The sequence below is a fragment of the Micromonospora zhanjiangensis genome (assembly GCF_042650605.1).
In the GTDB taxonomy this organism is placed as follows: domain Bacteria; phylum Actinomycetota; class Actinomycetes; order Mycobacteriales; family Micromonosporaceae; genus Micromonospora_J; species Micromonospora_J zhanjiangensis.
This window is the reverse complement of the sequence record NZ_JBHSBN010000033.1, coordinates 17,195-39,241: the sequence shown is the minus strand read 5'-3', so window position 1 is coordinate 39,241 and position 22,047 is coordinate 17,195. Positions and strand designations below refer to the sequence as shown.

At 72.7% G+C, this 22,047-nt stretch carries 18 protein-coding genes and 3 pseudogenes; 13 read left to right on the top strand and 8 right to left on the bottom strand.

All coding sequences use genetic code 11. The features are described 5' to 3' along the window. Positions 1-40 precede the first annotated feature (40 nt). The 6 genes and pseudogenes from ACFOX0_RS29750 to ACFOX0_RS29725 all read right to left on the bottom strand — a co-directional run bounded on the left by ACFOX0_RS29750 (position 41) and on the right by ACFOX0_RS29725 (position 6,005). Positions 41-745 (bottom strand): alpha/beta fold hydrolase, encoded by a 705-nt coding sequence (locus tag ACFOX0_RS29750; RefSeq protein WP_377552233.1) that lies wholly within the window; start codon positions 743-745, stop codon positions 41-43. A 96-nt stretch (positions 746-841) separates the two neighbouring features. Further along, positions 842-2,038 carry an NAD(P)/FAD-dependent oxidoreductase gene (locus ACFOX0_RS29745; RefSeq protein ID WP_377552231.1) on the bottom strand — a complete coding sequence of 399 codons (1,197 nt, stop codon included), beginning with the start codon at positions 2,036-2,038 and terminating at the stop codon, positions 842-844. A 97-nt stretch (positions 2,039-2,135) separates the two neighbouring features. Beyond that, a complete protein-coding gene (sigJ, locus tag ACFOX0_RS29740) occupies positions 2,136-3,080 on the bottom strand; it encodes an RNA polymerase sigma factor SigJ (RefSeq protein ID WP_377552230.1) in 945 nt (314 codons plus the stop codon). 9 nt (positions 3,081-3,089) lie between these two features. Continuing rightward, positions 3,090-4,040, bottom strand: a complete 951-nt coding sequence (locus ACFOX0_RS29735) for a 5'-3' exonuclease (protein WP_377552228.1) — start codon at positions 4,038-4,040, stop codon at positions 3,090-3,092. A 78-nt stretch (positions 4,041-4,118) separates the two neighbouring features. Beyond that, entirely contained in the window at positions 4,119-5,099 is a 981-nt protein-coding gene (locus ACFOX0_RS29730; RefSeq protein ID WP_377552226.1) for an FAD-dependent oxidoreductase, read from the bottom strand. Then, positions 5,089-6,005: pseudogene (locus tag ACFOX0_RS29725) on the bottom strand (MerR family transcriptional regulator). Before ACFOX0_RS29725 ends, ACFOX0_RS29730 begins: the two are co-directional and overlap by 11 nt. Positions 6,006-6,169: 164 nt before the next feature. Here ACFOX0_RS29725 and ACFOX0_RS29720 point away from each other — a divergent pair. The 4 genes and pseudogenes from ACFOX0_RS29720 to ACFOX0_RS29705 all read left to right on the top strand — a co-directional run. Then, positions 6,170-7,240, top strand: coding sequence for a DUF4037 domain-containing protein (locus ACFOX0_RS29720; RefSeq protein WP_377552225.1), 1,071 nt, complete (start codon positions 6,170-6,172; stop codon positions 7,238-7,240). Positions 7,241-7,419: 179 nt separating this feature from the next. Then, positions 7,420-7,743 (top strand): annotated as a pseudogene (locus ACFOX0_RS29715) (M24 family metallopeptidase); the annotation flags it as partial. Then, positions 7,740-8,882, top strand: coding sequence for an acyl-CoA dehydrogenase family protein (locus tag ACFOX0_RS29710; protein ID WP_377552223.1), 1,143 nt, complete (start codon positions 7,740-7,742; stop codon positions 8,880-8,882). The pseudogene ACFOX0_RS29715 and the gene ACFOX0_RS29710, both read left to right, overlap by 4 nt. A 111-nt stretch (positions 8,883-8,993) precedes the next feature. Beyond that, positions 8,994-9,495 (top strand): annotated as a pseudogene (locus ACFOX0_RS29705) (Lrp/AsnC family transcriptional regulator); the annotation flags it as partial. Here the strand turns inward: ACFOX0_RS29705 and ACFOX0_RS29700 are convergent. Then, entirely contained in the window at positions 9,484-10,059 is a 576-nt protein-coding gene (locus ACFOX0_RS29700; protein WP_377552222.1) for a histidine phosphatase family protein, read from the bottom strand. The pseudogene ACFOX0_RS29705 and the gene ACFOX0_RS29700 sit on opposite strands and share 12 nt — an antisense overlap. 275 nt (positions 10,060-10,334) lie before the next feature. Here ACFOX0_RS29700 and rox point away from each other — a divergent pair, with 275 nt between their 5' ends. The 3 genes from rox to ACFOX0_RS29685 all read left to right on the top strand — a co-directional run bounded on the left by rox (position 10,335) and on the right by ACFOX0_RS29685 (position 13,141). Next, positions 10,335-11,768: a rifampin monooxygenase gene (rox, locus tag ACFOX0_RS29695; protein ID WP_377552221.1), complete on the top strand. Its 1,434-nt coding sequence runs from the start codon at positions 10,335-10,337 to the stop codon at positions 11,766-11,768. A 58-nt stretch (positions 11,769-11,826) separates the two neighbouring features. Continuing rightward, positions 11,827-12,723 (top strand): serine hydrolase domain-containing protein, encoded by an 897-nt coding sequence (locus tag ACFOX0_RS29690; protein ID WP_377552220.1) that lies wholly within the window; start codon positions 11,827-11,829, stop codon positions 12,721-12,723. A 223-nt stretch (positions 12,724-12,946) separates the two neighbouring features. Further along, positions 12,947-13,141, top strand: a complete 195-nt coding sequence (locus ACFOX0_RS29685) for a CsbD family protein (protein WP_377552218.1) — start codon at positions 12,947-12,949, stop codon at positions 13,139-13,141. Positions 13,142-13,215: 74 nt separating this feature from the next. Here ACFOX0_RS29685 and ACFOX0_RS29680 read toward each other — a convergent pair whose 3' ends face one another. Beyond that, positions 13,216-14,628, bottom strand: a complete 1,413-nt coding sequence (locus ACFOX0_RS29680) for a KamA family radical SAM protein (protein WP_377552217.1) — start codon at positions 14,626-14,628, stop codon at positions 13,216-13,218. A 135-nt stretch (positions 14,629-14,763) separates the two neighbouring features. On the opposite strand from ACFOX0_RS29680, the gene kdd reads away from it, so the two are divergent. Genes kdd through ACFOX0_RS29650 form a run of 6 tightly spaced genes read left to right on the top strand, consistent with a single transcriptional unit; the run spans position 14,764 to position 21,522 of the window. Further along, positions 14,764-15,819: an L-erythro-3,5-diaminohexanoate dehydrogenase gene (gene kdd, locus ACFOX0_RS29675; RefSeq protein WP_377552216.1), complete on the top strand. Its 1,056-nt coding sequence runs from the start codon at positions 14,764-14,766 to the stop codon at positions 15,817-15,819. 5 nt (positions 15,820-15,824) lie between these two features. Further along, positions 15,825-17,414 (top strand): amidohydrolase, encoded by a 1,590-nt coding sequence (locus ACFOX0_RS29670; protein ID WP_377552214.1) that lies wholly within the window; start codon positions 15,825-15,827, stop codon positions 17,412-17,414. After that, complete coding sequence (gene kamD / locus ACFOX0_RS29665) at positions 17,411-18,988, top strand: lysine 5,6-aminomutase subunit alpha (protein ID WP_377552213.1); 1,578 nt, start codon at positions 17,411-17,413, stop codon at positions 18,986-18,988. The genes ACFOX0_RS29670 and kamD overlap by 4 nt, the downstream gene beginning before the upstream one ends. 55 nt (positions 18,989-19,043) lie before the next feature. Continuing rightward, the gene (kamE, locus tag ACFOX0_RS29660; protein WP_377552212.1) at positions 19,044-19,793 is read left to right on the top strand and encodes a lysine 5,6-aminomutase subunit beta; all 750 of its coding nucleotides are present in this window, start codon (positions 19,044-19,046) and stop codon (positions 19,791-19,793) included. Continuing rightward, positions 19,790-20,185, top strand: coding sequence for a 3-aminobutyryl-CoA ammonia lyase (kal, locus tag ACFOX0_RS29655; protein ID WP_377552211.1), 396 nt, complete (start codon positions 19,790-19,792; stop codon positions 20,183-20,185). Before kamE ends, kal begins: the two co-directional genes overlap by 4 nt. After that, positions 20,182-21,522, top strand: coding sequence for a glutamate mutase L (locus ACFOX0_RS29650; RefSeq protein WP_377552210.1), 1,341 nt, complete (start codon positions 20,182-20,184; stop codon positions 21,520-21,522). Before kal ends, ACFOX0_RS29650 begins: the two co-directional genes overlap by 4 nt. The last annotated feature ends 525 nt before the right edge of the window (positions 21,523-22,047 follow it).

Sequence of the window (22,047 nt, the reverse complement as noted above, 5' to 3'; positions counted from 1 at the left end):
GGGCGCATGCCCCGGCCGTACGCTCAGCGGACGTAGCGGGTCAGGGCGCCGGCAGCAGCTCGAACACCAGGTCGGCGACCGCGTCCGGCCTGGACAGCATGGGGTGGTGGCCGGCCTCGATCTCGACCACCCGGCCGGCCCGCGCGGCCTGCGCCCGCTGCACGGCGGGCGGTGTGCCGTTGTCCCGGGCGCAGACCAGGTAGGTGCTCGGGACATCCCGCCAGGCGGCCGCCCGGACCGGCTGGCCGGTCACCGCGACGCTCTGCCGGACCAGCCGGGCGTGCGCCTGCTCGACGTCGGCCGGGTCGCAGTCCTGCAGGAACGTCGCGGTGGCCAGCTCCGGCCGGACGCCGAAGGTGCCGTCCGGCCGAACGTCCAGATACGGCGCGGGCGAGCCGTCGCCGAACGAGGCCAGGCTCTCGCCGACCTCCGGCAGGAAACTCGTGATGTAGAGCAGGTGGCCGACCTGGGGCAGGCCAGCCGCGGCGTCGCCGGCCACCACACCGCCGTAGCTGTGCGCCACCACCACCGTCGGCTCGGCCCCGGCCGCCAGGAGCTGGCGTACCGCCGCGACGTCGTCCGGCAGGGACGGGCCGGTGGTGCCCGGCGCGGAACCGGTCTCGCCGCAGCTCGGCAACGGCGGGGCGACGCTGGTGACGCCCCGCCGGTCGAGCAGGTCGGCCACCCGGTGCCACCACCAGTCGCCGTCCCGGACACAGGCGCCGTGGACGAAGACGACACGCATCGCCTGCTCCCTTCGTCGGGTCTGGGCTCGACGGTAGAGGGACCGACCCGCACACCGGAACGCCCGTCTGCCACCAGCGAAACGCCCGGACCGCACCTATGCCGTGGCCTCGGCGCCGGAGCGGGCCGGGGTCGGGTCGGCCGTGACGCGGCGGCGCCGGGCCGGCATCCCGAACATCGGGTTCAGCACGCCCCAGGTGGCGCCCTTGCAGACCACCTCCTTGTACCGGGCGGCGAGCCGTCCGGTCAACGCCGTCGGGACCGACCGGTCGTCGGCCGTGACGTACTGGATCAGGCCCTCCCGGCGGCCCAGCGAGATGCACTGGTTGTAGTAGCGCAGCGGCACGTGCGGGAGCTTCCCGCCGGTCAGTCGCGCCGCGATCGAGTCCGCGCCCTGCCACGCCATCGGTACGCCCGAGGCGCACGACATCCGCAGCGGCGTGTCGTTCGCGCCCATCGCGTACGCGGCGTCGCCGATCGCGTACACCTCGGGGTGCGAGACCGAACGCATGGTGTCGTCGACCACGATCTGGCCGGTGTCGGTGACCCGCAGCGCGGTTGCCTTCGCGAGGGGGTGGACCGCGAAGCCGGTGGTCCACACCGTCACCGCGGCCGGGATGGTCCGCCCGTCGGCGGTGCTGATCCGGTCGGCCTCGACGCCGGTGACGTCGATGTGCTCGTGCGCGGTGATGCCGAGCCGGCCGAAGACCTCCCGCAGGTACCCGCGGCCCTTGGCCGAGAGCCAGTCACCGAGGTCGCCACGGGTGACGAGGGCGACCTTCAGGTCGGGGCGGGCCTCGGCGATCTCGGTCGCCGCCTCCACGCCGGTCAGGCCGCCGCCGACGACGGTCACCGCCTGCCCGGCCGTCAACGTCGCCAGCCGCTCGCGCAGCCGGAGGGCACCGGGCCGGCTGGCGAGTTCGTGGGCGTGCTCGGCGACACCGGGGACGCCGTGGGTGCTCCAGCGGCTGCCGAGGGCGTAGACGAGGGTGTCGTACGGCAGCTCGCCGGCGCCGTGCTGGTCGGTGACGGCGACGGTCCGGCGGTCCACGTCGACGCCGGTGACCCGGGCGATCCGTACGTCGACACCGGTGCCGGCGAACATCCCGGTCAGCGGCCTGGGCTTGAGCTCCTGGCCGACCGCCAGCTGGTGCATCCGGACCCGCTCCACGAAGTCGGGTTCGGCGTTGACGAGGGTGATGGTGACGTCCGCGCGGTGCAGTCGTCGGGCGAGGCGACCGGCGGCGAAGGCTCCGGTGTAACCGGCGCCGAGGACGACGATGCGGTGAGACATGTCCGTGCTCCTGTCTGCTGCGGGTTCGCCACCTGAACCGGGTGGCCCGCCGGTTCCTGACAGGAACGCGAGGTGAAGCAGCTCACACGCCGGGTGGTCAGGTCGTGAGCAGCGGCCGGCCGTGGTCGGCGGCGGCGAACAACTCGGTCGCCCGGGCCAGCTTGTCGGGGTTGGCCTGGTTGCGGATCGCGGCGATGCCGCCCTCGGGGGTGACCTCCAGGCACATGACGCCGATGACCCGCCCGTCGACGACGACCACGACGGCGGGTTCGCCGTTGGCGGTCCAGGCGTAGGCCTCCGCCGTGCCGCCGACCAGGGCACGCTTGGCCTCGCCCGGCCGGAACATGCCGCGCATGAACCGCGCGACCGCCAGGGCGCCCTGCAGCGCCGCCGTCCGGGCCGGGACCTTGCCGCCGCCGTCGCCGATCGCGGTCACGTCCCCGGTGAGCAGCCGCACGAGCGGCTCGACCCGACCGCTCGCGGCGGCGGCGAGGAACTCCTCGACGATCCGTCGGGCCGCCACCCCGTCCACCTCGGTACGGGCCCTGCCGTCCGCGACGTGCTTCTTGGCCCGGTGGAAGACCTGCTGGCTGGTGGCCTCGGTGATGTCGAGGATCTCGGCGATCTCCCGGTGCGGGTAGTCGAAGGCGGCCCGCAGCACGTACACCGCCCGCTCGGTGGGGGACAGCCGCTCCATCAGGGTCAGGACCGCGTACGACACCGATTCGCGCTGTTCGGCGGTCTCGGCCGGCCCGAGCATCCGGTCCCCGGCGAGCAGCGGCTCCGGCAACCACTGACCCACGTACGTCTCGCGCCGGGCCCGCGCGGAGGTGAGCTGGTTGAGGCACAGGTTCGTGAGCACCTTGGTGAGCCAGGCGTCGGGCACCTCGATGCGCCCGACGTCGGCGGCCTGCCAGCGCAGGAACGTCTCCTGCACGGCGTCCTCGGCCTCGCCGGCCGAACCGAGCAAGCGGTAGGCGATCGCCTCCAGGCGGGGCCGGGCGGCTTCGAACCGGTCGACATCGCTTGCCGTCAGGGACATGGCCCGATGCTATCCCGCCGGTTCTCCCGGCCCCGGCTCAGCTCGGTCGGCCATCGCGTCGACCAGCCGGCGGCACGGTCCGGCCAGGTTCCACCGCTGCGCGAAGGCCAGCAGCCCGTCCGGGTCGGCGGGCGCCGTCGGCAGGTCCAGGTCCAGCCCGGCGGGCAGCGGTACGTCCCGGGCCACCCGCACCACCGTCGGCGCCACGGCCAGGTAGTCCCGCGCGGCGGTGAGCCTGGTCCGCAGGCCGGGTGCGAAGCCGGACCCCGGATCGTCCAGCGCCGCCAGGATCCCGGCCAGGCTGCCGTACCGGTCGATCAGCCGGGCGGCGCTCTTGTCGCCCACCCCGGGCACGCCGGGCAGCCCGTCGCTGGGGTCACCGCGCAGGGCGGCGAAGTCGGCGTACCCGGCGGCCGGGACGCCGTACTTGGCGCGGACCGCGGCGTCGTCGCAGTCCTCCAGTTTCGCCACGCCCCGGCCGCAGTACAGCAGCCGCACCGGTTTGTCGTCGTCGATCAGCTGGAACAGGTCCCGGTCCCCGGAGGCGACCTCGACCGGACCGGGCTGGGTGGTGGCCAGGGTGCCGAGCACGTCGTCGGCCTCGTAGCCGTCCGCCCCGATCGCCGGGATGCCGACCGCCGCCAGCGCGGCCAGGATCAGCGGCACCTGCGGGCCCAGGGTGTCCGGCACGATCTCCCCGCCGGCCGGCGCCAACCGGTGCGCCTTGTACGACGGCAGCAGCTCCACCCGCCAGGCCGGTCGCCAGTCGTAGTCCAGCGCGCAGACCACCCGGTCCGGGCGCCGGTTGCGGATCAGCGTGGCGAGCATGTCCAGGAAGCCGCGGACGGCGTTGACCGGACTGCCGTCGGGCGCCTTGGCGGCGGACTCCGGGATGCCGAAGTAGGCCCGGAAGTAGAGGCTGGCCGAGTCGATGGCGAGCAGGGGGCGTCGGTCGGTCACCCGGACAGCCTGGCACAGCCGTACCGCAGCCGGCGGCCCCGGCACCCGCCGCGACCGGGGTGCATTCCGACGTGCCGGTCAGCGGGGCGGGCCGAAGCCGGTCAGCGAGGCGGCCACCATCTCGGCGCCGTACCGCAGCAGCTCGGTCTCGTAGCCGACCTTGGCCCGGGCGAACCTGGCCGGGTCGGTGCTGCCGGCCAGCGCCGCCACCAGGGCGGCCGCGTCCCGCAGCGCCGTGTTCGCGCCCTCGCCCAGGGCCGGCGACATGGTGTGTGCGGCGTCACCGAGCAGGGTCACGTTCGGCGTGTCCCACGGCGGTACGGGTCGGGCCGAGCCGAGCTCGATCCGGGTGGTGGCCGGCACCTCCGCCTCGGCGACCAGTCGTCGCACGCCGGGGTGCCAGTCGCGGACCAGCTCCTCGGCGTGCCGGTGCAGCTCGTCCGGTCCCGCGTCGACCGGGGCGTGCGGCGCCTGCAGGGTCCAGGACAGGTAGTCGGGCACCGGGGTGAGCCGGACCCGGGGCGCCAGCCGGGCGACGGCCGGCCCGACCGGTTCCCGGGTCCGGCAGGTGCCCACCATCAGGAAACCGCCGTCCGGCGCGGTGACCTTGTTGAAGGTGTCCAGCAGCACGTCCGGCAGCCAGCCCGGGGTGGCGTCGGTGAGGGGCGTCCGGCCGTAGAGGACCGACCGCAGGTGGTCGACGCCGGCGTCGGGCAGCAACTGCCGGCGCACGGCGGAGTTGGTTCCGTCCGCGCCGACCAGCAGCTCCCCGTCGACGACGGCCCCGCCGGCGAAGTGTGCCCGGACCAGCCCGCCGGGTCGTTGCTCGTACCGCGTGAGGACGTGCCCGGGATGGACGACGTCGGTGAGGTCGGCCAGCAGGATCTCCCGCAGGGTGCGCCGGTTGATCCCGAAGCCGGCCGCGACGCCCGGCTCGTACACCGCGACGCCGACACCGGCCCGGCGCAGTCCCTGGGCCAGGCAGAGCCCGCCCACGCCGGCGCCCACCACGATCACCCGCTCGGGCGCGGCGGGTCGGGTGTCCGGTTCACCGGCCATGACGAAGGTCCTCTCGGGCAGCTGGAGACGGGTCGAGCCGGTTCGGCGGGTGCGGGTGGGCGCGCAGCGCGGCGGCCAGCCAGGCATGGTCGGCCGTGGTCGACGGCGGCGCCGGGACGCCCTCGACGGCGGCCAGCAGCTCCCGGTACCGGGCTATCCGCGGGTCGGCGCCGGCCTCGACGCGGGTCAGCACCGCGCTCCGGTCGACCGGGCCGAGCAGCCGGTCCAGCAGGTCGGCCGCCGCCGGGTCGGTGGGCGCGACACCACGTTCCCGGGCGGCGCCGACCAGACCGGCGACCTTGCGGGCGAACCACCGGTACGCGCCGGGCTCCCCGCCCGGTCCGCCGGCTGCCCGACCGGCGGCGCTGTGCTCGATCATCGCCCGCATCCGCTGCCGGAAGTCCGGGTCCCGGGCCAGCTCGGCGAGTTCCAACCACGCCTCGACCTGTTCCGGCGCGGGTTCGTCGGGCAGCTCGGTACCGGGGTAGCGCAGCCGTTGCCGCAGTGTCGGATCGGCGTCCAGGTCGTCGAACACCTCGTCGAGGAAGTCCTCGACGATCCGTCGGCGCTCGACGTCGGCCAGCCGGGCCAGCCGGTTCAGCCTGGTGGTCTCCTCGGGCCGGGGTTCCCGCCGGGCCAGGCCGGCGAGGACGGCCCGGCGCAGCCGCAGGGCACGGATCTGGGCGTCCAACGCCGTGACGTGGACGGCGGCGACGGCGGCCACGGTGGTCTCGCGGGCCAGTACCCGGCGTACGTCGGCCAGCCCCAGCCCGAGTTCCCGCAGCGTCCGGATCAACTCCAGCCGGGCCACCGACGCGTCGTCGTACCGCCGGTAGCCGCCACCGCTGCGGTCCACCGGTGGCAGGACCCCAGGTCGGACCAGTACCGGATGGTGCGAACCGGCAGGCCGGTCCGTCGGGCCAGTTCCCCGATCGTCAGCAGCTCACCGGAGCCGTCGTCGGTCATGTCCGAGAGTCTGAACCTTCCAGCGGCTGGAGACGCAAGCGCCGCGGGGCCGGAGGCGGGCATATCAGTCGCCCGGTGGCCCCGTGATGCGGCAGGCTGTCGGCATGAGCTTCGTGCCCGGGCTGGTGCTCTGCCGGCGCTTCCACGACGAGGTGGTCGGCCCGGCGGTCCGGCGGTCGTTCCCCGGGCTGCGCTACGCGGCCGGGCGGCTGGACTCCGGCTCGGAACTGCTCGGCCTGGACACGCCGCGTTCCACCGATCACGACTGGGGACCCCGGGTGCAGATCTTCGTCGGCCCGGGAGATCTCGGTCTGCCGGCCCGGATCGAGACGGCGGTCGCGGCCGCGCTGCCGCCGTCGTTCCTCGGCTACCCCACCGCGTACGCCGGCGGCCCGACCACCGGACTGGGGGTGCTCTCCGCGCACGGCGACCGGCACGGGGTGGGCGTGGTCGAGCTGGGCGAGTGGCTGCGCGCGGCGCTCGGCTTCGACCCGCGCCGGGGCGTCCGCACGGCCGACTGGCTCGCCATCCCCACCCAGCGGCTCGCCGAGGTCACCGGCGGGGCGGTCTTCCACGACGATCTCGACGAGCTGGCCGGGATCCGGGCCGCCCTGGCCTGGTACCCGGACGACGTCTGGCGGCACGTGCTGGCCGCCCAGTGGACCCGGATCGGTCAGGAGGAGCACTTCGTGGGCCGGTGCGCGGAGGTGGGCGACGAGCTGGGCAGCCGGCTGGTGGCCGGCCGGATCGCCCGGGACCTGGCCCGGCTGCACCTGCTGCTCGGCCGCCGGTATCCGCCGTACGGCAAGTGGTTGGGCAGCGAACTGGCCCGGTTGCCCGGGTCGGAACCGGTGACCGGGGCGCTGACCGCGCTGGTCACGGCCGACTCCTGGCCGGACCGGCAGGTGGCGCTGTGCCGGGCGTTGGAGGCCGCCGCGGTCCGCACCAACGAGACCGGCCTGGCCGAGCCGGTGGAGCCGACCGTGCGGCCGTTCCACCACCGGCCGTTCCTGGTGCTGCACGCCGACCGGTTCGCGGCGGCCCTGCGGGCGGCGATCACGGATCCGGCGTTGCGGCAGCGTCCACCGGTCGGCGCGGTGGACCAGTTCGTCGACAGCACCGACGTGCTGGCTTACACGGAGCGCTTCCGGGCCGCCGCCCGCAGCCTCCGGTAGGGGCCGGCCCGGCCGTCGCCGACGACGGAAAAGATCACGGACGGATCCGGGATCCACCGGAAAGCGGCAGCCCGTGACCCGGTCCGGACAACCGTTTCTGCGCCGACCCGAACGAACGTTAAGCTGAGGGCATGCGCATCGGGGACGACGACCTCCACCCGCCTCGGCGACTGGCCGACGCCCAGCGGGCCACCGCCGCGGCCGTCGCGCCCGGCGTCACCGCCGAGTCCGTGGACGCCGCGGCCCGGGACGTCATCGCCGACGCCGGGTACGGCCCGGCGTTCCTGCACCGCACCGGGCACGGCATCGGCCTGGACGGGCACGAGGAGCCGTACCTGGTCGGCGGCAACTCGCTGCCGCTGGAACCCGGGATGGCGTTCTCGATCGAGCCCGGCATCTACCTCGCCGGGCGGCACGGCGCCCGGATCGAAGACATCGTCGTCTGCACCGACGCGGGCGTCGAACGCCTCAACACGATCCCCACGGAGCTCGTCCAGCTATGACCGTCGACCGCATCCTGCCCTCCGACGAGGCGTACGACCTCATCGACCTGGCGACCGAACTCGCCGATCGGGAACTCGCGCCCCGGGCGGCCGACTTCGACGCCCGCGGGGAGTTCCCCCGCGAGGTGCTGCGCACCCTGGGCCGCTCGGGCCTGCTCGGGCTGCCCTACCCGGAGTCCCACGGCGGCGCCGCACAGCCGTACGAGGTGTACCTCCAGGTACTGGAGATCCTGGCCAGCCGCTGGCTCGCGGTGGCCGAGGCGGTCAGCGTGCACACCCTGTCCTGCTACCCGGTCGCCCAGTACGGCGACGACGAACTGCGCAAGCGGCTGCCGGAGATGATCGGCGGCGAGCTGCTCGGCGCGTACTGCCTGTCCGAACCGCAGGGCGGCTCGGACGCCGCGGCGCTGACCACCCGGGCCGTCCGCGACGGCGACGACTACGTCGTGTCCGGCACCAAGGCGTGGATCACCCATGCCCACGTCGCGGACTTCTACAACATCTTCTGCCGCACCGGCGGCCCCGGACCGCGTGGCATCTCCTGCCTGCTCGCCGACGCCGACACGCCCGGCATCGTGCCGCAGGCCGCGGAACGGACCATGGGGCTGCGCTCCTCACCGATCGCCCAGATCGCTTTCGACGACGCCCGGGTCCCCGCCGACCGGCTGGTCGGCGCGGAGGGGACCGGCTTCACCATCGCCATGACGGCGCTGGACTCCGGCCGGCTCGGCATCGCCGCCTGCGCCGTCGGCCTGGCCCAGGCCGCGCTCGATTACGCCCTGGCCTACGCCCGGGAACGGGAACAGTTCGGCCACCCGATCGTCGACTTCCAAGGGCTGGGCTTCCTGCTCGCCGACATGGCCACCGGTGTCGCGGCGGCCCGCGCGCTGACCCTGGCGGCGGCCCGGCTGCGCGACGCCGGCCGGCCCTACTCGGTGGAGGCGGCCAAGGCCAAGGTCTTCGCCACCGACACGGCGATGCGGGTGACCACCGACGCGGTCCAGGTGCTCGGCGGCGCCGGCTACGTCGCCGACCACCCCGTCGAGCGGTACTTCCGTGAGGCGAAGGTGCTGCAGATCGTCGAGGGCACGAACCAGATCCAGCGCCTGGTCATCGCCCGGTCCATGGCGAAGGGCTGAGCGCCGCGCGGAAAGGTGAACCGGTCTCCTCCGGTTCACTCCCGCGAGCCGTACCCCCGAACAGCGCCACGGGTGCGCGCCACGGGCCGTCGTACCGGTAGGTTTTCTCGCGTGGAGGACATCGATCGCGCCATCATCGTCGCACTGACCGCCGACGGCCGCCTGTCCTACACGGATCTGGCGGAGAAGGTCGGTCTGTCGGTGTCGGCGGTGCACCAGCGGGTCCGTCGGTTGGAACAGCGCGGCGTGGTCAAGGGCTACACCGCCCGGGTGTCGTACGAGGCGCTGGACCTGCCGCTGAGCGCATTCGTGGCGATCCGGCCGTTCGACCCCTCGCAGCCCGACGACGCGCCCGAGCGGCTGGCCCACCTGCCGGAGATCGAGTCGTGCTACTCGGTGGCGGGGGAGGACTTCTACCTGCTGCTGGTACGGGTCGCCAGCTCCGCCGAGCTGGAACGGGTACTGCAGGAGATCCGCACCAGCGCGAACGTGACCACCCGTACCACCGTGGTGCTGTCCACCCCGTACGAGGGTCGGGCCCCGAAGATCGCCCCGCCGCGCCGCTGACGGCCGGTCCCGCGGCCGGCCCGGAAGATCGGGGTCAACCGCCGGCCGGCACGTTCCAGGTCAGCACCACTCGCCGCTCGTGTTCGTGGCCGAGGGTGGACAGCGTCGCGGTCTCCAGCCGCAGCCGGCCACCGCCGTCGGCGCCCAGGCCGATCCACCGGGCCGCCGCCACCCGCAGGCTGTGCCCGTGCGCCACCAGCGCCACGTCGCCGCGCTCCAGCAGCGCGGCGGCCCGCTCCAGCACCCGGTCCAACCGGGCGGCCACCTGGTCGGGGGCCTCCCCGCCGGGACAGCCGTCGGTCCACAGGTCCCAGTCCGGCCGGTCCCGCCGGATGTCGGCGCTGGTCCGGCCCTCGTAGTCGCCGTAGTTCCACTCGGCGAGGTCGTCGTCGACGTCGGTGACCGTCAGCCCGGCCAGGTCGGCCGTCCGGCGGGCCCGTCGCCGCGGGCTGCACAGCACCGCGACGAAATCCCGGCCGGCCAACCGGCCACCCAACGCCGCCGCCTGCCGCTCACCCTCGTCGGTCAACTCCAGATCGGTGTACGACGTGTGCCGCCCCGCCGCGCTCCACTCGGTCTGCCCGTGTCGGATAAGAACGATCTTCCCCATCCGCCCAGTCAACCATCCGCGCCGGCCACACGCGCGGTGAGCGGATCAACCGGTGATCTCAGTGCGACGGGGTGACCCGGATGGAGAAACAAGAATGGCAAGGGAGTCGAACTCCTCTTGCCATCTTCAACATATAGCGCACCCCGGGACTTGTGGCAAGACCCCGGTCATGCCGCAGAATCTCCGGCCGAAGGCAGAACCCGCGAAAAGCAGGCGTCCGCGAATTGTTCGCGCCTTGTCAGCGGGCCGATCCCGCAGAAATCTCGGGGGGTTTCATGTTCGACGTGGTCATTGCCGGCGGCGGACCGACCGGCATGATGCTGGCCGGGGAGTTGCGCCTGCACGGGGTGCTGGTGCTGGTGCTGGAGAAGCAACCGGAACCGACCAGGGACGTCCGGTCCCTCGGTCTGCACGTCCGGAGCATCGAGGTGATGGATCAGCGCGGCCTGTTGGAGCGTTTCCTGGCCAACGGCAGCAAACACGTCCTCGGTGGCTATTTCGCCGCCATCGACAAGCCGTGGCCGGCCCGGATGGACAGCGCGCACTCCTACATCCTCGGCATCCCGCAGCCCACCACGGAACGGCTGCTGGCCGAGCACGCCGCCGAGTCGGGTGCCCAGATCCGGCGCGGTTGTGAGTTGGTGGGCCTGAGTCAGGACGACGACGCGGTCACCGCCGAACTGGCCGACGGTGGGCGGGTCCGGACGCGCTACCTGGTCGGCTGCGACGGTGGACGCAGCACGGTGCGCAAGCTGCTGGGCGTCGGCTTTCCCGGCGAGCCGGCCCGGAACGAGACGCTACTGGGCGAGATGGAGCTGACCACGCCGCCGGCGGAGGTGGCCGCCGTGGTGGCCGAGATTCGCAAGACGTACAAGGGGTTCGGTGTCGGGCCCTCGCCGTCCGGGGGCGGGTTGTTCCGCGTCGTCGTGCCCGCCGCGGAGGTGGCCGAGGACCGCGCGGTCCCGCCGACCCTGGCGGAGGTCCGGCAGCGGCTGCGGGTGTTCGCCGGCACCGACTTCGGCGTGCACTCACCGCGCTGGCTGTCCCGCTTCGGCGACGCGACCCGGCTGGCCGAGCGGTACCGGGTCGGTCGGGTGCTGCTGGCCGGCGACGCCGCGCACGTCCACCCGCCGCTCGGCGGGCAGGGCCTCAACCTCGGCATCCAGGACGCGTTCAACCTCGGTTGGAAACTCGCCGCCGAGATCCACGGTTGGGCGCCGGACGGGCTGCTGGACAGCTACCACACCGAGCGGCACCCGGTGGCCGCCGACGTGCTGAACAACACCCGGGCGCAGGGCGAGCTGATGTCCACCGAGCCGGGCCCCGCGGCGGTACGCCGGCTGCTGACGGAACTGATGGATTTCGAGGAGGTCAACCGGTACCTGATCGAGAAGATCACCGCGATCGGGGTCCGCTACGACGTCGGCGAGGGGCACGAACTGCTCGGCCGGCGGCTGCGCGACGTGCGACTCAGGCGGGGGCGCCTGTACGAGCTGACGCGCGGTGGCCGCGGCCTGCTGCTCGACCAGACCGGCCGGCTCTCGGTGGCGGGCTGGGCGGACCGGGTCGACCACGTCGTCGACGTCAGCGAGGAGTTGGACGTGCCCGCCGTGCTGCTGCGGCCGGACGGTCACGTCGTCTGGGTCGGCGACGAGCAGCGTGACCTGGTCGACCGGCTGCCCCGCTGGTTCGGCGCCGCCACCGGCTGACCGTGGTCGGGTCCCGTACGTGCGGGGTCGTGTCGGGGGAGCGGCCTACCATCCGCCGATGGACGCAATCCTCGACGATTTCAGCCGGGCGGACCGCGAACGCGGCCTGGGCACGTACGGGATCCAGCTGTACCGGGAGGGGCAGCCGCCGGCCGAGCGGCGGTTCCGGTCCGACGACCGGGTGAACCTCTACTCGGTGTCGAAGACGTTCACCTCGGTCGCGCTCGGCCTGGCGGAGGCCGAGGGACGCCTGACCCTCGACGACCGGTTCCTCGACCATTTTCCGGAGCTGCGGACGCTGGCGGCCGAGGGGGTGGCGGAGGTCACGCTGCGGCAGTTGCTGACGATGACCAGCGGGACCAGCCACCGCTGGTTCGCCCACGAACGCGTCGACGCGGCGGATCTGCTGCACGAGATCGTCGCCGCGCCGCTGGTCGCCGCCCCGGGGAGCCGGTTCGCGTACACCGGCTCCGGCCCGTACGCGATCGGTCGGGTGATCGCCCGGGTCACCGGGGCGGACCTGCGGTCGTACCTGATGCCCCGGTTGTTCGGCCCGCTGGACCTGCACAACCCGGCGTGGCACACCTGCCCGCTGGGGTATCCGTTCGCCGAGAGCGACCTGTTCCTGCGTACCGGTGAACTCGCCCGTTTCGGGCGGTTGCTGCTGCAGGAGGGCCGGTGGCAGGACCGCGAGGTCCTGCCCGCGGCGTACCTGCGGCGGCTGACCGCCGACCCGGTCGACACCGGCGCGGTCACCTTCGGGGAGCGGTACACGCACGGGTACGGGCTCGGCGTGTGGATCGACCGCGGCGGCGCCTACCGGATGGACGGCGCCTACGGGCAGTACGTGATCGTCGATCCGGCTCGTCGGGCGGTGGTCGCGGTGACCGCGCACTCGGAGAAGGAGGAGGACCTGCTCGCCGCGGTGCACGAGCTGGTGGACCGGCTGGAGTGATGCCGGGTTGTGGTCCGACGCGTCGACCCGAACGACGCTCGGCCGCGCTGCGGGACACACACCTAGCATCCTAGGACGCTCTACAGGGTGTGACCCAGCCGGCCACCATTCAAAAACCGACATGTTTCTCCGACAAGCCCTCCGGGCATTTCTCGGTCGAGCCCCAAATCGCCCGTTCGGCGGGCAACCGATACGAGCAGAACAACTTCGGAAGGAGTCCGACATGAGCCTCGCGGACAAGGCGGAGAACAAGGCCGAGGAACTGAAGGGTGCCGCCAAGGAGAAGTTCGGCGACGCGACCGACAACGAGCGGCTGCAGGCCGAGGGCGCGGCCGAGAAGACCGAGGCCCGGGCGAAGCAGGCCGGCGAGCACGTCAAGGACGCCGGCCGCGACGTACGCGACGCCTTCAGCGGCTGAACCCACGCCGGACACGCGAACGGCCCCCGCGGATATCCCGGGGGCCGTTCGCGTGTCTCAGGTGGGGGATCCGCCTACTGCGCGGACCACCACGCCTGGCCGGTCGCGGGCAGGGTGTCGATCGGGTCGTAGTACGCGTAGCGCTTGTCCAACGCCTCCGGGTCGGCGGACTCGATCGAGGTGCGGTAGTTCTTGGTCCAGTACGAGATGCCGCGTTCGCGGTCGTACTCGGTGAGCATGTGCACCCAGCGCTTGCCGACGAACGGCACGTCGCAGACGATCCGCGGGGTGGCGTAGCCGGGCAGGTAGCCCATCATGTCGTGCTGGAGCTGTTGGGCGTGCCAGACCGGCACCCGCCAGTGCTCGGCGTTGGGGATCATGTCGCACATGTAGAAGTAGTACGGCAGGATGCCCGCCTCGCCCTGCAGCGCGAAGCACAGGTCGAGCAGTTCCGGCGCGGTGGCGTTCACGCCGCGCATGAGGACGCCCTGGTTGCGCACGTCGCGGACGCCGACCTCCAGGGCGGTCTGTGCGGCGCGGGCCACCAGCGGGGTGAGCGACTGGGCGTGGTTGACGTGGGTGTGGATGGCGAGGTTGACCCCGCGCCGGGCGGCGGTGCGGGCCACCCGTTCCAGTCCTTCGACCACGTCGTGCTGCAGCCAGTGCTGGGGCAGGCCCATCAGTGCCTTGGTGGCCAGCCGGATGTCGCGAATGGTGTCGATGGACAGCAGTCGCATCAGGTACGACTCGAGGTTGCGCCAGGGGACGTTGGCCACGTCGCCGCCGGAGACCACGACGTCGCGTACGCCGGGGTGGGCCTTGAGGTAGTCGATGTGGGCGTCGTAGCGGTCGACCGGCTTGAGGGTGAGCTTGAGCTTGTCGACGGTGGGGGTGGAGTTGCCGACCAGGTCCATCCGGGTGCAGTGCCCGCAGTACTGCGGGCAGGTGGAGAGCAGTTCGGCGAGGACCTTGGTGGGGTAGCGGTGGGTGAGCCCTTCGGCGACCCACATGTCGTGTTCGTGCAGTGAGTCGCGGCTGGCGTACGGGTGTGAGGGCCAGTCGGTGCGCCGGTCGGAGGCGACCGGGATCATGTACCGGCGGATCGGGTCGGCGTAGAAGGCCTCGGTGGTGATTGGGGCGAACGGCACCATCGTGTTGAGCATCTGCGGCGGTACCAGCATCGACATGGTGGCGTGCGCGGCCTGGTCCTCGGTGAGGTCGGCGTAGAAGGTCTCGTCGACCAGGTCGCCGAGGACGGTGCGTAGCTGCTTGATGTTCTTGACGCAGTTGACCCGTTGCCATTGGGCGGATTCCCACTGTTCGCGGGTTACCTGCCGCCACCCGGGGAACCGGGTCCAGTCGGGCTCGACGAGGGGGCGGCGGTGGTATTCGTACGGCTGCCCGGCGGAGAGGGTGGTGGTGCCGGTGGGCGCCTCGGGTGTGGTCCGGGGGCGGGGCACGGTCTCGATCGGTTCGGTCTGTGTCACGAACCCTCCTGGTGTCCGGGGCGATCAACGATCAGCAGCGCCTGGGAAGGCTACTGGAAAATATCCTGCTCAGAAACTAGTCTGCCGTAAGTTTTCCCGCCGGGCGAGCGCTGCGGGGGTCGTTGGGAGGTCGGTATGACGTCACCGGTCGGTCTGCACCGGGTGCTCGAGCCGTCGGGGGTGCTGCCGCAGGCGGCGCTGCGGTTGGACAACCGTCCGGAGATCGGCGCCGACGAGGTGCGGATCCGGGTGGAACGGCTCAATCTGGACGCGGCAAGTTACCGACAGTTGTCGGAGAAGCACGGTGGCGACGGCGCCGCGGTGCGGACCGAGGTGCTGGACATCATTGCCAAACGCGGCAAGATGCACAATCCGGTCACCGGTTCCGGCGGGATGCTGATCGGCACGGTGGACGAGGTGGGGCCGTGCTCCCCGCTGCGGCTGAAGCCGGGTGACCGGGTCGCCACCCTGGTGTCACTCACCCTGACGCCGCTGTCGGTCGACGACGACCTGGCCGGTTGGGACGGCCTCGGCGAGCAGGTGCCGTGTTCCGGGCACGCGATCCTGTTCGCCCGGTCCATCGCGGCGGTGCTCCCGGCCGACCTGCCTCCGGGGTTGAGTCTGGCGGTGCTGGACGTGTGTGGGGCGCCGGCGTTGACCGCGCGGGTGGTCGGTGACCTGGTCGCGCGGCGGCAGGACCGGTCGGCCGGGGTGACGGTGGCGGTGATCGGTGGGGCCGGCAAGAGCGGGTCGCTGGCGTTGGCGGCGGCCCGGCGGGCGGGCGCCGCCCGTACGGTCGGGGTGGTGCCGGTGGCGGCGGAGCGGGACCGGCTGCTGGCGGCGGGCCTGGCGGATGAGGTGGCGTTGGCCGACGCGCGGGATCCGGTGGCGTTGGCGGCGGCGGTCGAGGGGGCGTTGGGCCGGGCGGCGGACGTGACGGTGGTGTGCGTGGACGTGCCGGGGTGCGAGCACGGCGCGGTGCTGGCGACGGCGGACGGCGGCACGGTGATCTTCTTCTCGATGGCGACGAGTTTCGCGGCGGCGGCGTTGGGTGCCGAGGGGCTGGCCGCGGACGTGACGATGCTGGTCGGCAACGGCTTCGTGCCGGGTCACGCGGAGTTGGCGCTGTCGTTGTTGCGGGAGGTTCCGGGGGTGCGTTCGTTGTTCGAGGCGCGGCTCGCGGCAGACTGATCGTCATGACGAACCCCTCGATCCTGTACCGCGGCGGGCTGCTGTTCTGCCCCGCCGACCCTCGGGCTACGGCGTTGTTGGTGCGTGACGGGCGGATCGCCTGGATCGGTGCGGACGTGGACGCGCCGCGGGCGGACCGGGTGGTGGACCTCGACGGTGCGCTGGTGACGCCGGCGTTCGTGGACGCGCACGTGCACGCCACCGACACCGGATTGGCGTTGTCCGGGTTGGACCTGTCGGTGGCGCGGTCGGCGGCGGAGGTGTTGGAGCTGTTGGCCGGGTTCGCGGCGGCGTTGCCGTCGGACGCGGTGGTGTTGGGGCACGGCTGGGACGAGTCGGGCTGGGAGCGGCCGGAGCCGCCGTCGGCGGCGGAGTTGGACCGGGCGGCGGCGGGTCGGCGGGTGTACCTGTCGCAGGCGTCGATCCATTCGGCGTTGTGTTCGTCGGCGTTGTTGGCGGCGGCGCCGGCGGCCCGGGACGCGGTGGGGTTCGATCCGTCGGGGTTGGTGCGGCGGGACGCGCACCATGTGGTGCGGGAGGTGGCGTTCGCGTCGGTGACGGCGGCGCAGCGGGAGCGGGCGCAGCGGGCGGCGTTGCGGCGGGCGGCCGCGTCGGGGATCGCGGCAGTGCACGAGTGTGGTGGTCCGGGCACGTCGAGCGAGGCTGATTTCACGGCGGTGCTGGGGCTGTCGGGTGTCGGTGGGCCGGAGGTGTACGGCTACTGGGGCGAGTTGATGGGGGCGGCGAAGGCCCGCGAGTTGGGTGCGGTGGGTGCCGGTGGGGACCTGTACGCGGATGGTGCGTTGGGGTCGCGGACGGCGCATCTGTCGTCGCCGTATCTGGATGATCCGGACGGTGGGTGCGGGTTCGGGTATGTGACCGCCGAGGAGGTGCGGGCGCATCTGTTGGACTGCGCGGAGCAGGACATGCAGGGTGGGTTCCACGCGATCGGTGACGCGGCGGTGGGCACCGTGCTGGAGGGGTTCGCCGGGGCGGCGCGGGTGCTGGGGGTGGACCGGTTGCGGGCGGGGCGGCACCGGATCGAGCACGCGGAGATCCTGGACAAGCGGTTGATCGCGGGGTTCGTGGATTTCGGGATCGTGGCGAGTATGCAGCCGGCGTTCGACCGGTTGTGGGGTGGCGAGCGGGGGATGTACGCGTCGCGGCTGGGGGTGGACCGGTCGTTGGCGTCGAATCCGATGGGCGCGATGCACGGGGTGGGTGTGACGTTGGCGTTCGGGTCGGATTCGCCGGTGACGCCGTTGGATCCGTGGGGTTCGGTGCGGGCGGCGGCGTGGCATTTCAATCCGGTGCAGCGGATGAGTGTGCGGGCGGCGTTCGCGGCGCACACCCGGGGTGGTTGGGAGGCGTTGCCGGGTTCGTCGCTGCGGGGGCGGTTGGCCGAGGGGGTGTTGGCGCCGGGTGCGGCGGCGACGTTCGCGGTGTGGTCGGTGCCGGCGGGGGTGGAGCGGGGTCTGCCGGTGTTGTTGGCCGCGGATCCGGAGCTGCGGGGGCCGGCGGATCCGACGCCGTTGCCGGTGTGTCGGCGGACGGTGCTGCGTGGTGCGGTGATTTACGAGGAGGGTTCGCCGTGAGTGGGAAGCTGTCGCTGGATCCGGTGCTGGTGGGTCGGGCTCGGGAGTTGGCGCGTCGGGCGGGTCAGCCGGTGGTGGATCTGGCCCGTAGTCACACCACGGTGTCGGTGGAGCGGGCGGTGTTGCGGCTGGCCGGGGTGGTGGGGGCGGATCCGGACGGGATTCCGTGGGTGAACCGGTTGGTGGACGCGGTGGTGGCGGATGTCGGGTTGGGGCACGGGGTGTCGTTGCCGGTGTTCGACGCGATGGCGCGGGACGGGTTGCGGGTGGGTGAGGCAGCTGACATCACCTTGCTTGCCCAGAAGGCGGCGGCGGGTTCGGTGCGGTTCGTGGTGCCGGAGGGGAAGGCTGCGACGGCGGCCCGGCGGGCCGCCCGGCGGGCGGTGGCGGCGGGGGTGCGGTTGATCGACCGGCGGCGGGCCGAGCGGGACCGGCTGGTGCGGCGGTACGGTGATCCGCCGCGGCGGCCGTGGATCTATCTGATCGTGGCGACGGGTGACATCCACGAGGACATTCCGCAGGCGCAGGCGGCGGCGCGGGCCGGGGCGGATGTGATCGCGGTGATCCGGTCGACGGGGCAGTCGTTGCTGGATTACGTGCCGGAAGGGGCGACCCGGGAGGGTTTCGCGGGGACGTACGCGACGCAGGAGAACTTCCGGTTGATGCGGGCGGCGTTGGACTCCTCGTCGAAGGAGTTGGGTCGCTACATCCGGTTGACGAATTACGCGTCGGGCTTGTGCATGCCGGAGATGGCGACGTTGGCCGGCCTGGAGCGGCTGGACATGATGTTGAACGATTCGATGTACGGGATCCTGTTCCGGGACATCAATCCGATCCGTACGTTCGTGGATCAGCGGTTCTCCCGGCAGGTGCACGCCCGGGCGGGGATCATCATCAACACCGGTGAGGACAACTACCTGACGACGGCGGACGCGGTGGACGAGGCGCACACCGTGACGGTGTCGCAGTTGTTGAACGAGTTCTTCGCGCACGAGGCGGGGTTGCCGGACGAGTTGTTGGGGTTGGGGCACGCGTTCGAGATCAATCCGGATGTGCCGGAGTCGTTCCGGTTGGAGTTGGCGCACGCGTTGTTGGCGCGGGAGTTGTTCCCGGGCGCGCCGTTGAAGTGGATGCCGCCGACGAAGCACATGACGGGGGACGTGTTCCGGGGCAACCTGTTGGACGGGTTCTTCAACCTGGCGGGCGCGATGACGGGTCAGGGGATCCTGCTGGTGGGGATGATGACCGAGGCGGTGGTGACGCCGTGGTTGTCGGATCGGGACATCGCCCTGCAGAACGTGCGGTACGTGCTGGGTGCCGCTGGTGGGTTGCACGAGGATTTCGTGCCGGCGCCGGGCGGGTTCATCCAGCGGCGGGCGGCGACGGTGCTGGGTGAGGCGGTGGGCCTGTTGGAACGCATCGCGGACGACACCCTGTTGAACGCCATCGCGGACGGCACGTTCGGGATCATGAAGCGGCCGGCGGATCGGGGCAAGGGTCTGGACGGGGTGGCCCGGCACGAGGCCGGCTACTACAACCCGGCCACCGAGATCCTGGAGGGTGGTTCCCGGTGAGCGCGAGGAGTGCAGCGAAGCGGAGCCCCGCAGTCGCGAACGAAAGGTCGGCGCGGTGAGCGGGAAGACGATCGTGCGGCCGTACGGGGACACCACCGGGGACGGCATGGTGCAGGTGTCGTTCACGTTGCCGGTGCCGTACGACAAGCGGGCCGAGGGTGCGGCGTTGCAGTTGGCCGCGAAGATGGGCCTGGATCCGGCGATGCTGGTGCACGCGAAGCAGATGGGTGACGGGTTCACCTTCTTCGTGGTGTACGGGCGGGTGAGCCATCTGGTGGACCTGTCGAGGGTCGAGGTGGTGGAGCGGGATTTCCCGTTGTTGTCGGCCAAGGAGGTCAACGCCCTGGTGCGCAGTCGGTTGCGGCGGAAGCTGTCGGTGGTGGGGGCGTGTATCGGCACGGACGCGCACACGGTGGGCATCGACGCGATCCTGAACGTGAAGGGGATCGCGGGGGAGAAGGGGCTGGAGTACTACCGGGAGTTGTCGGTGACCAATCTGGGTGCGCAGGTGAGTGTGCCGGATCTGGTGGAGGCGGCGCGGGCGGCGCGGGCCGACGCGGTGCTGGTGTCGCAGGTGGTGACGCAGCGGGACGCGCATCTGCACAACACGCGGGAGATGTCGGCGGCGTTCCGGGAGGCGTTGCCGGCGGCGCGGCGGCCGTTGCTGGTGGTCGGTGGGCCGCGGTTCGACGAGAAGATGGCCGGCGAGCTGGGGGTGGACCGGATCTTCGGTCGGGGTACCACGCCGGGTGAGGTGGCGAGTTACCTGGTGCACAAGTTGATCACGGAGAGGGCGGCGGCGTGAGCGATTCGCGGTTGGGATTGACGGTGACCCACCGGCGGTATGTGCCGTACTCGCACGCGCACTACGCCGGGAACCTGGTCGACGGGGCGTACGCGTTGGGGTTGTTCGGTGATGTGGCGACGGAGGTGTGCATCCGGACCGACGGTGACGAGGGGTTGTTCGCGTCGTACTCGGATGTGCAGTTCCGGGGGCCGGTCCGGGCCGGTGACGTGGTGGAGGTGACGGCGACGGTGACCCGGGTGGGCACCCGTAGCCGTACGGTGGACTTCGTCTGCCGGGTGGTGTGCCGGGGCCGGCCGGAGCGGGGTGGGTCGGCGGCGGAGGTGGTCGATCCGCCGGTGGTGGCGGTGACGGCGACCGGCACCGTGGTGGTGCCGCCGGCGGACCGGTGACGGCCGGTTTCGCGGTCTGCGCGGACGTCGGGTCCACGTTCACGAAGGTCGCCGTGGTGGATCTGGTCGACGGGGCGTTGCTGGCGGCGGCGGCGGCGCCGACCACCGCGGGCAGCGACGTGCTGCGCGGCCTGGACGCCGCGGTGGCCCGGGCCGTCGACGGCCTGCCGGGGGCGGCCGGGGCGCCCTGGTACGTGTGTTCGTCGGCCGGTGGTGGGTTGCGGCTGGCGGTGGTGGGCTACGAGCGTCTGGTCACCGCGCGGGCGGGCGCGCGGGTGGGGCTGTCGGCGGGTGCCCGGCTGGTGCACGTGGCCGCCGGCCCGTTGGACGCCGCCGCGGTGCGGGACCTGCGGGCGGCCCGTCCGGACGTGGTGCTGCTGGTGGGTGGCACCGACGGCGGGGACGCGGAGGTGCTGACGCACAACGCGGCCCGGTTGGCGCGGGCCCGGTGGCGGGTGCCGGTGGTGATGGCCGGCAACGCGGACGTCCGGGACGAGGTACGGGATCTGCTGTCGGGCGCCGGGGTGCCGGTGTCGGTGGTGGGTAACGTGCTGCCGCGGATCGGGGTGTTGGACCCGGGGCCGGCGCGGGCGGCGATCCGGGAGGTGTTCCTGCGGCACGTCATCGGTGGTAAACGCCTGTCCCGGGGTTCCCGGTTCGGGTCGCTGGTGCGGGCCGCGACCCCGGACGCGGTGTTGACCGGGGTGGAGCGGTACGCCGATCTGACCGGTGGGGATCTGGCGGTGGTGGACGTGGGTGGCGCCACCACCGACGTGTACTCGGTGTTGACGCCGGACGAGCGGGCGGTCGGGCCGTCGCGGCCGGCGTCGGGCACCCTGTGGCGGGCCCGCACGGTGGAGGGGGACCTGGGGATGCGGTGGTCCGCGCCGGGGGTGGTCGCGGCGGCGGACGCGGAGCGGCTGCTGGCGCCGGCCGAGCGGGAGTCGTTGGCGCGGGCCGCGGCGGCGCGGGCGGGCGATCCGGGGTTCCTGTCGGTGACCGCTGAGGATCGGGCGGCGGATCGGCGGATCGCGGCGTTGGCGGCGACGGTGGCGGTGCGTCGGCACGCCCGCGGTGGCGCGTCCGGCGAACCGGGTCGTGATCTTCGTGACGTGCGGGTGTTGATCGGTTCGGGTGGGGTGTTGCGGCACGCGGCGGGACCGGACGCGGCGGCGGTGCTGTCCGCGGTGTTGACCGATCACGGCGGTGGGTGGGCGGTGCCGCGGGCGGCGGACGCGGTGGTGGACGTGGACTACGTGTTGGCTGCGGCGGGTCTGTTGGCCGGGGAGCATCCGGCCGCCGCGGCGGGTCTGTTGGCGGGTCGACTGTCCCGGTGACGGTCCCCGCCTGCGGGCGGGGACCGGTTTCCGCGGGGTTCGTTACGCGACACGCCGGTCGCGGCGCGCCCGACAGGCCCGGGGCGGGTTGACAGCGGCGGGGGGGCACCACGTACCGTCTTTGAGTCCTACAACGGGAAGCGGCTGTTGTTCGCTTCGTCCCTTCGTCCGCTGGCCGAGCGGCAGGTTTTCCACCTGTGTCGCGGCGGCCAGGTCCAGCGGGCGGGGGTCGGCGGGGCGGCGCGAACCGGCCGCGGATACCGGTGTCGGGCAGGACGACGTGCACGGCCAGTAGACAACGGCCGGGCGGGGCCAGCCAGGTGCCCGACCGGTCGGTCCGAAGGTCGCCGCGGGTCGTTTCTGTCACACCGGCCGGGAAGGGCCTGGGAGCATCGGGGCGCGGCCAGTGGCCGCGCCCCGATTTTCGTCCGACCGGGTGCGGCCGAGTGCTCGCGCGATGCGGGACCCCGACACCCCGTGCCCACTGTCTTGCGGGAACGGTTCGCCGCCGCGCGGTCGACGATC

Coding starts and splice junctions, on each gene's coding strand:
- ACFOX0_RS29750 (WP_377552233.1), bottom strand. CDS start 745: ATGCGTGTCGTCTTCGTCCACGGCGCCTGTGTCCGGGACGGCGACTGG.
- ACFOX0_RS29745 (WP_377552231.1), bottom strand. CDS start 2,038: ATGTCTCACCGCATCGTCGTCCTCGGCGCCGGTTACACCGGAGCCTTC.
- sigJ (WP_377552230.1), bottom strand. CDS start 3,080: ATGTCCCTGACGGCAAGCGATGTCGACCGGTTCGAAGCCGCCCGGCCC.
- ACFOX0_RS29730 (WP_377552226.1), bottom strand. CDS start 5,099: ATGGCCGGTGAACCGGACACCCGACCCGCCGCGCCCGAGCGGGTGATC.
- ACFOX0_RS29720 (WP_377552225.1), top strand. CDS start 6,170: ATGAGCTTCGTGCCCGGGCTGGTGCTCTGCCGGCGCTTCCACGACGAG.
- ACFOX0_RS29710 (WP_377552223.1), top strand. CDS start 7,740: ATGACCGTCGACCGCATCCTGCCCTCCGACGAGGCGTACGACCTCATC.
- ACFOX0_RS29700 (WP_377552222.1), bottom strand. CDS start 10,059: ATGGGGAAGATCGTTCTTATCCGACACGGGCAGACCGAGTGGAGCGCG.
- rox (WP_377552221.1), top strand. CDS start 10,335: ATGTTCGACGTGGTCATTGCCGGCGGCGGACCGACCGGCATGATGCTG.
- ACFOX0_RS29690 (WP_377552220.1), top strand. CDS start 11,827: ATGGACGCAATCCTCGACGATTTCAGCCGGGCGGACCGCGAACGCGGC.
- ACFOX0_RS29685 (WP_377552218.1), top strand. CDS start 12,947: ATGAGCCTCGCGGACAAGGCGGAGAACAAGGCCGAGGAACTGAAGGGT.
- kdd (WP_377552216.1), top strand. CDS start 14,764: ATGACGTCACCGGTCGGTCTGCACCGGGTGCTCGAGCCGTCGGGGGTG.
- ACFOX0_RS29670 (WP_377552214.1), top strand. CDS start 15,825: ATGACGAACCCCTCGATCCTGTACCGCGGCGGGCTGCTGTTCTGCCCC.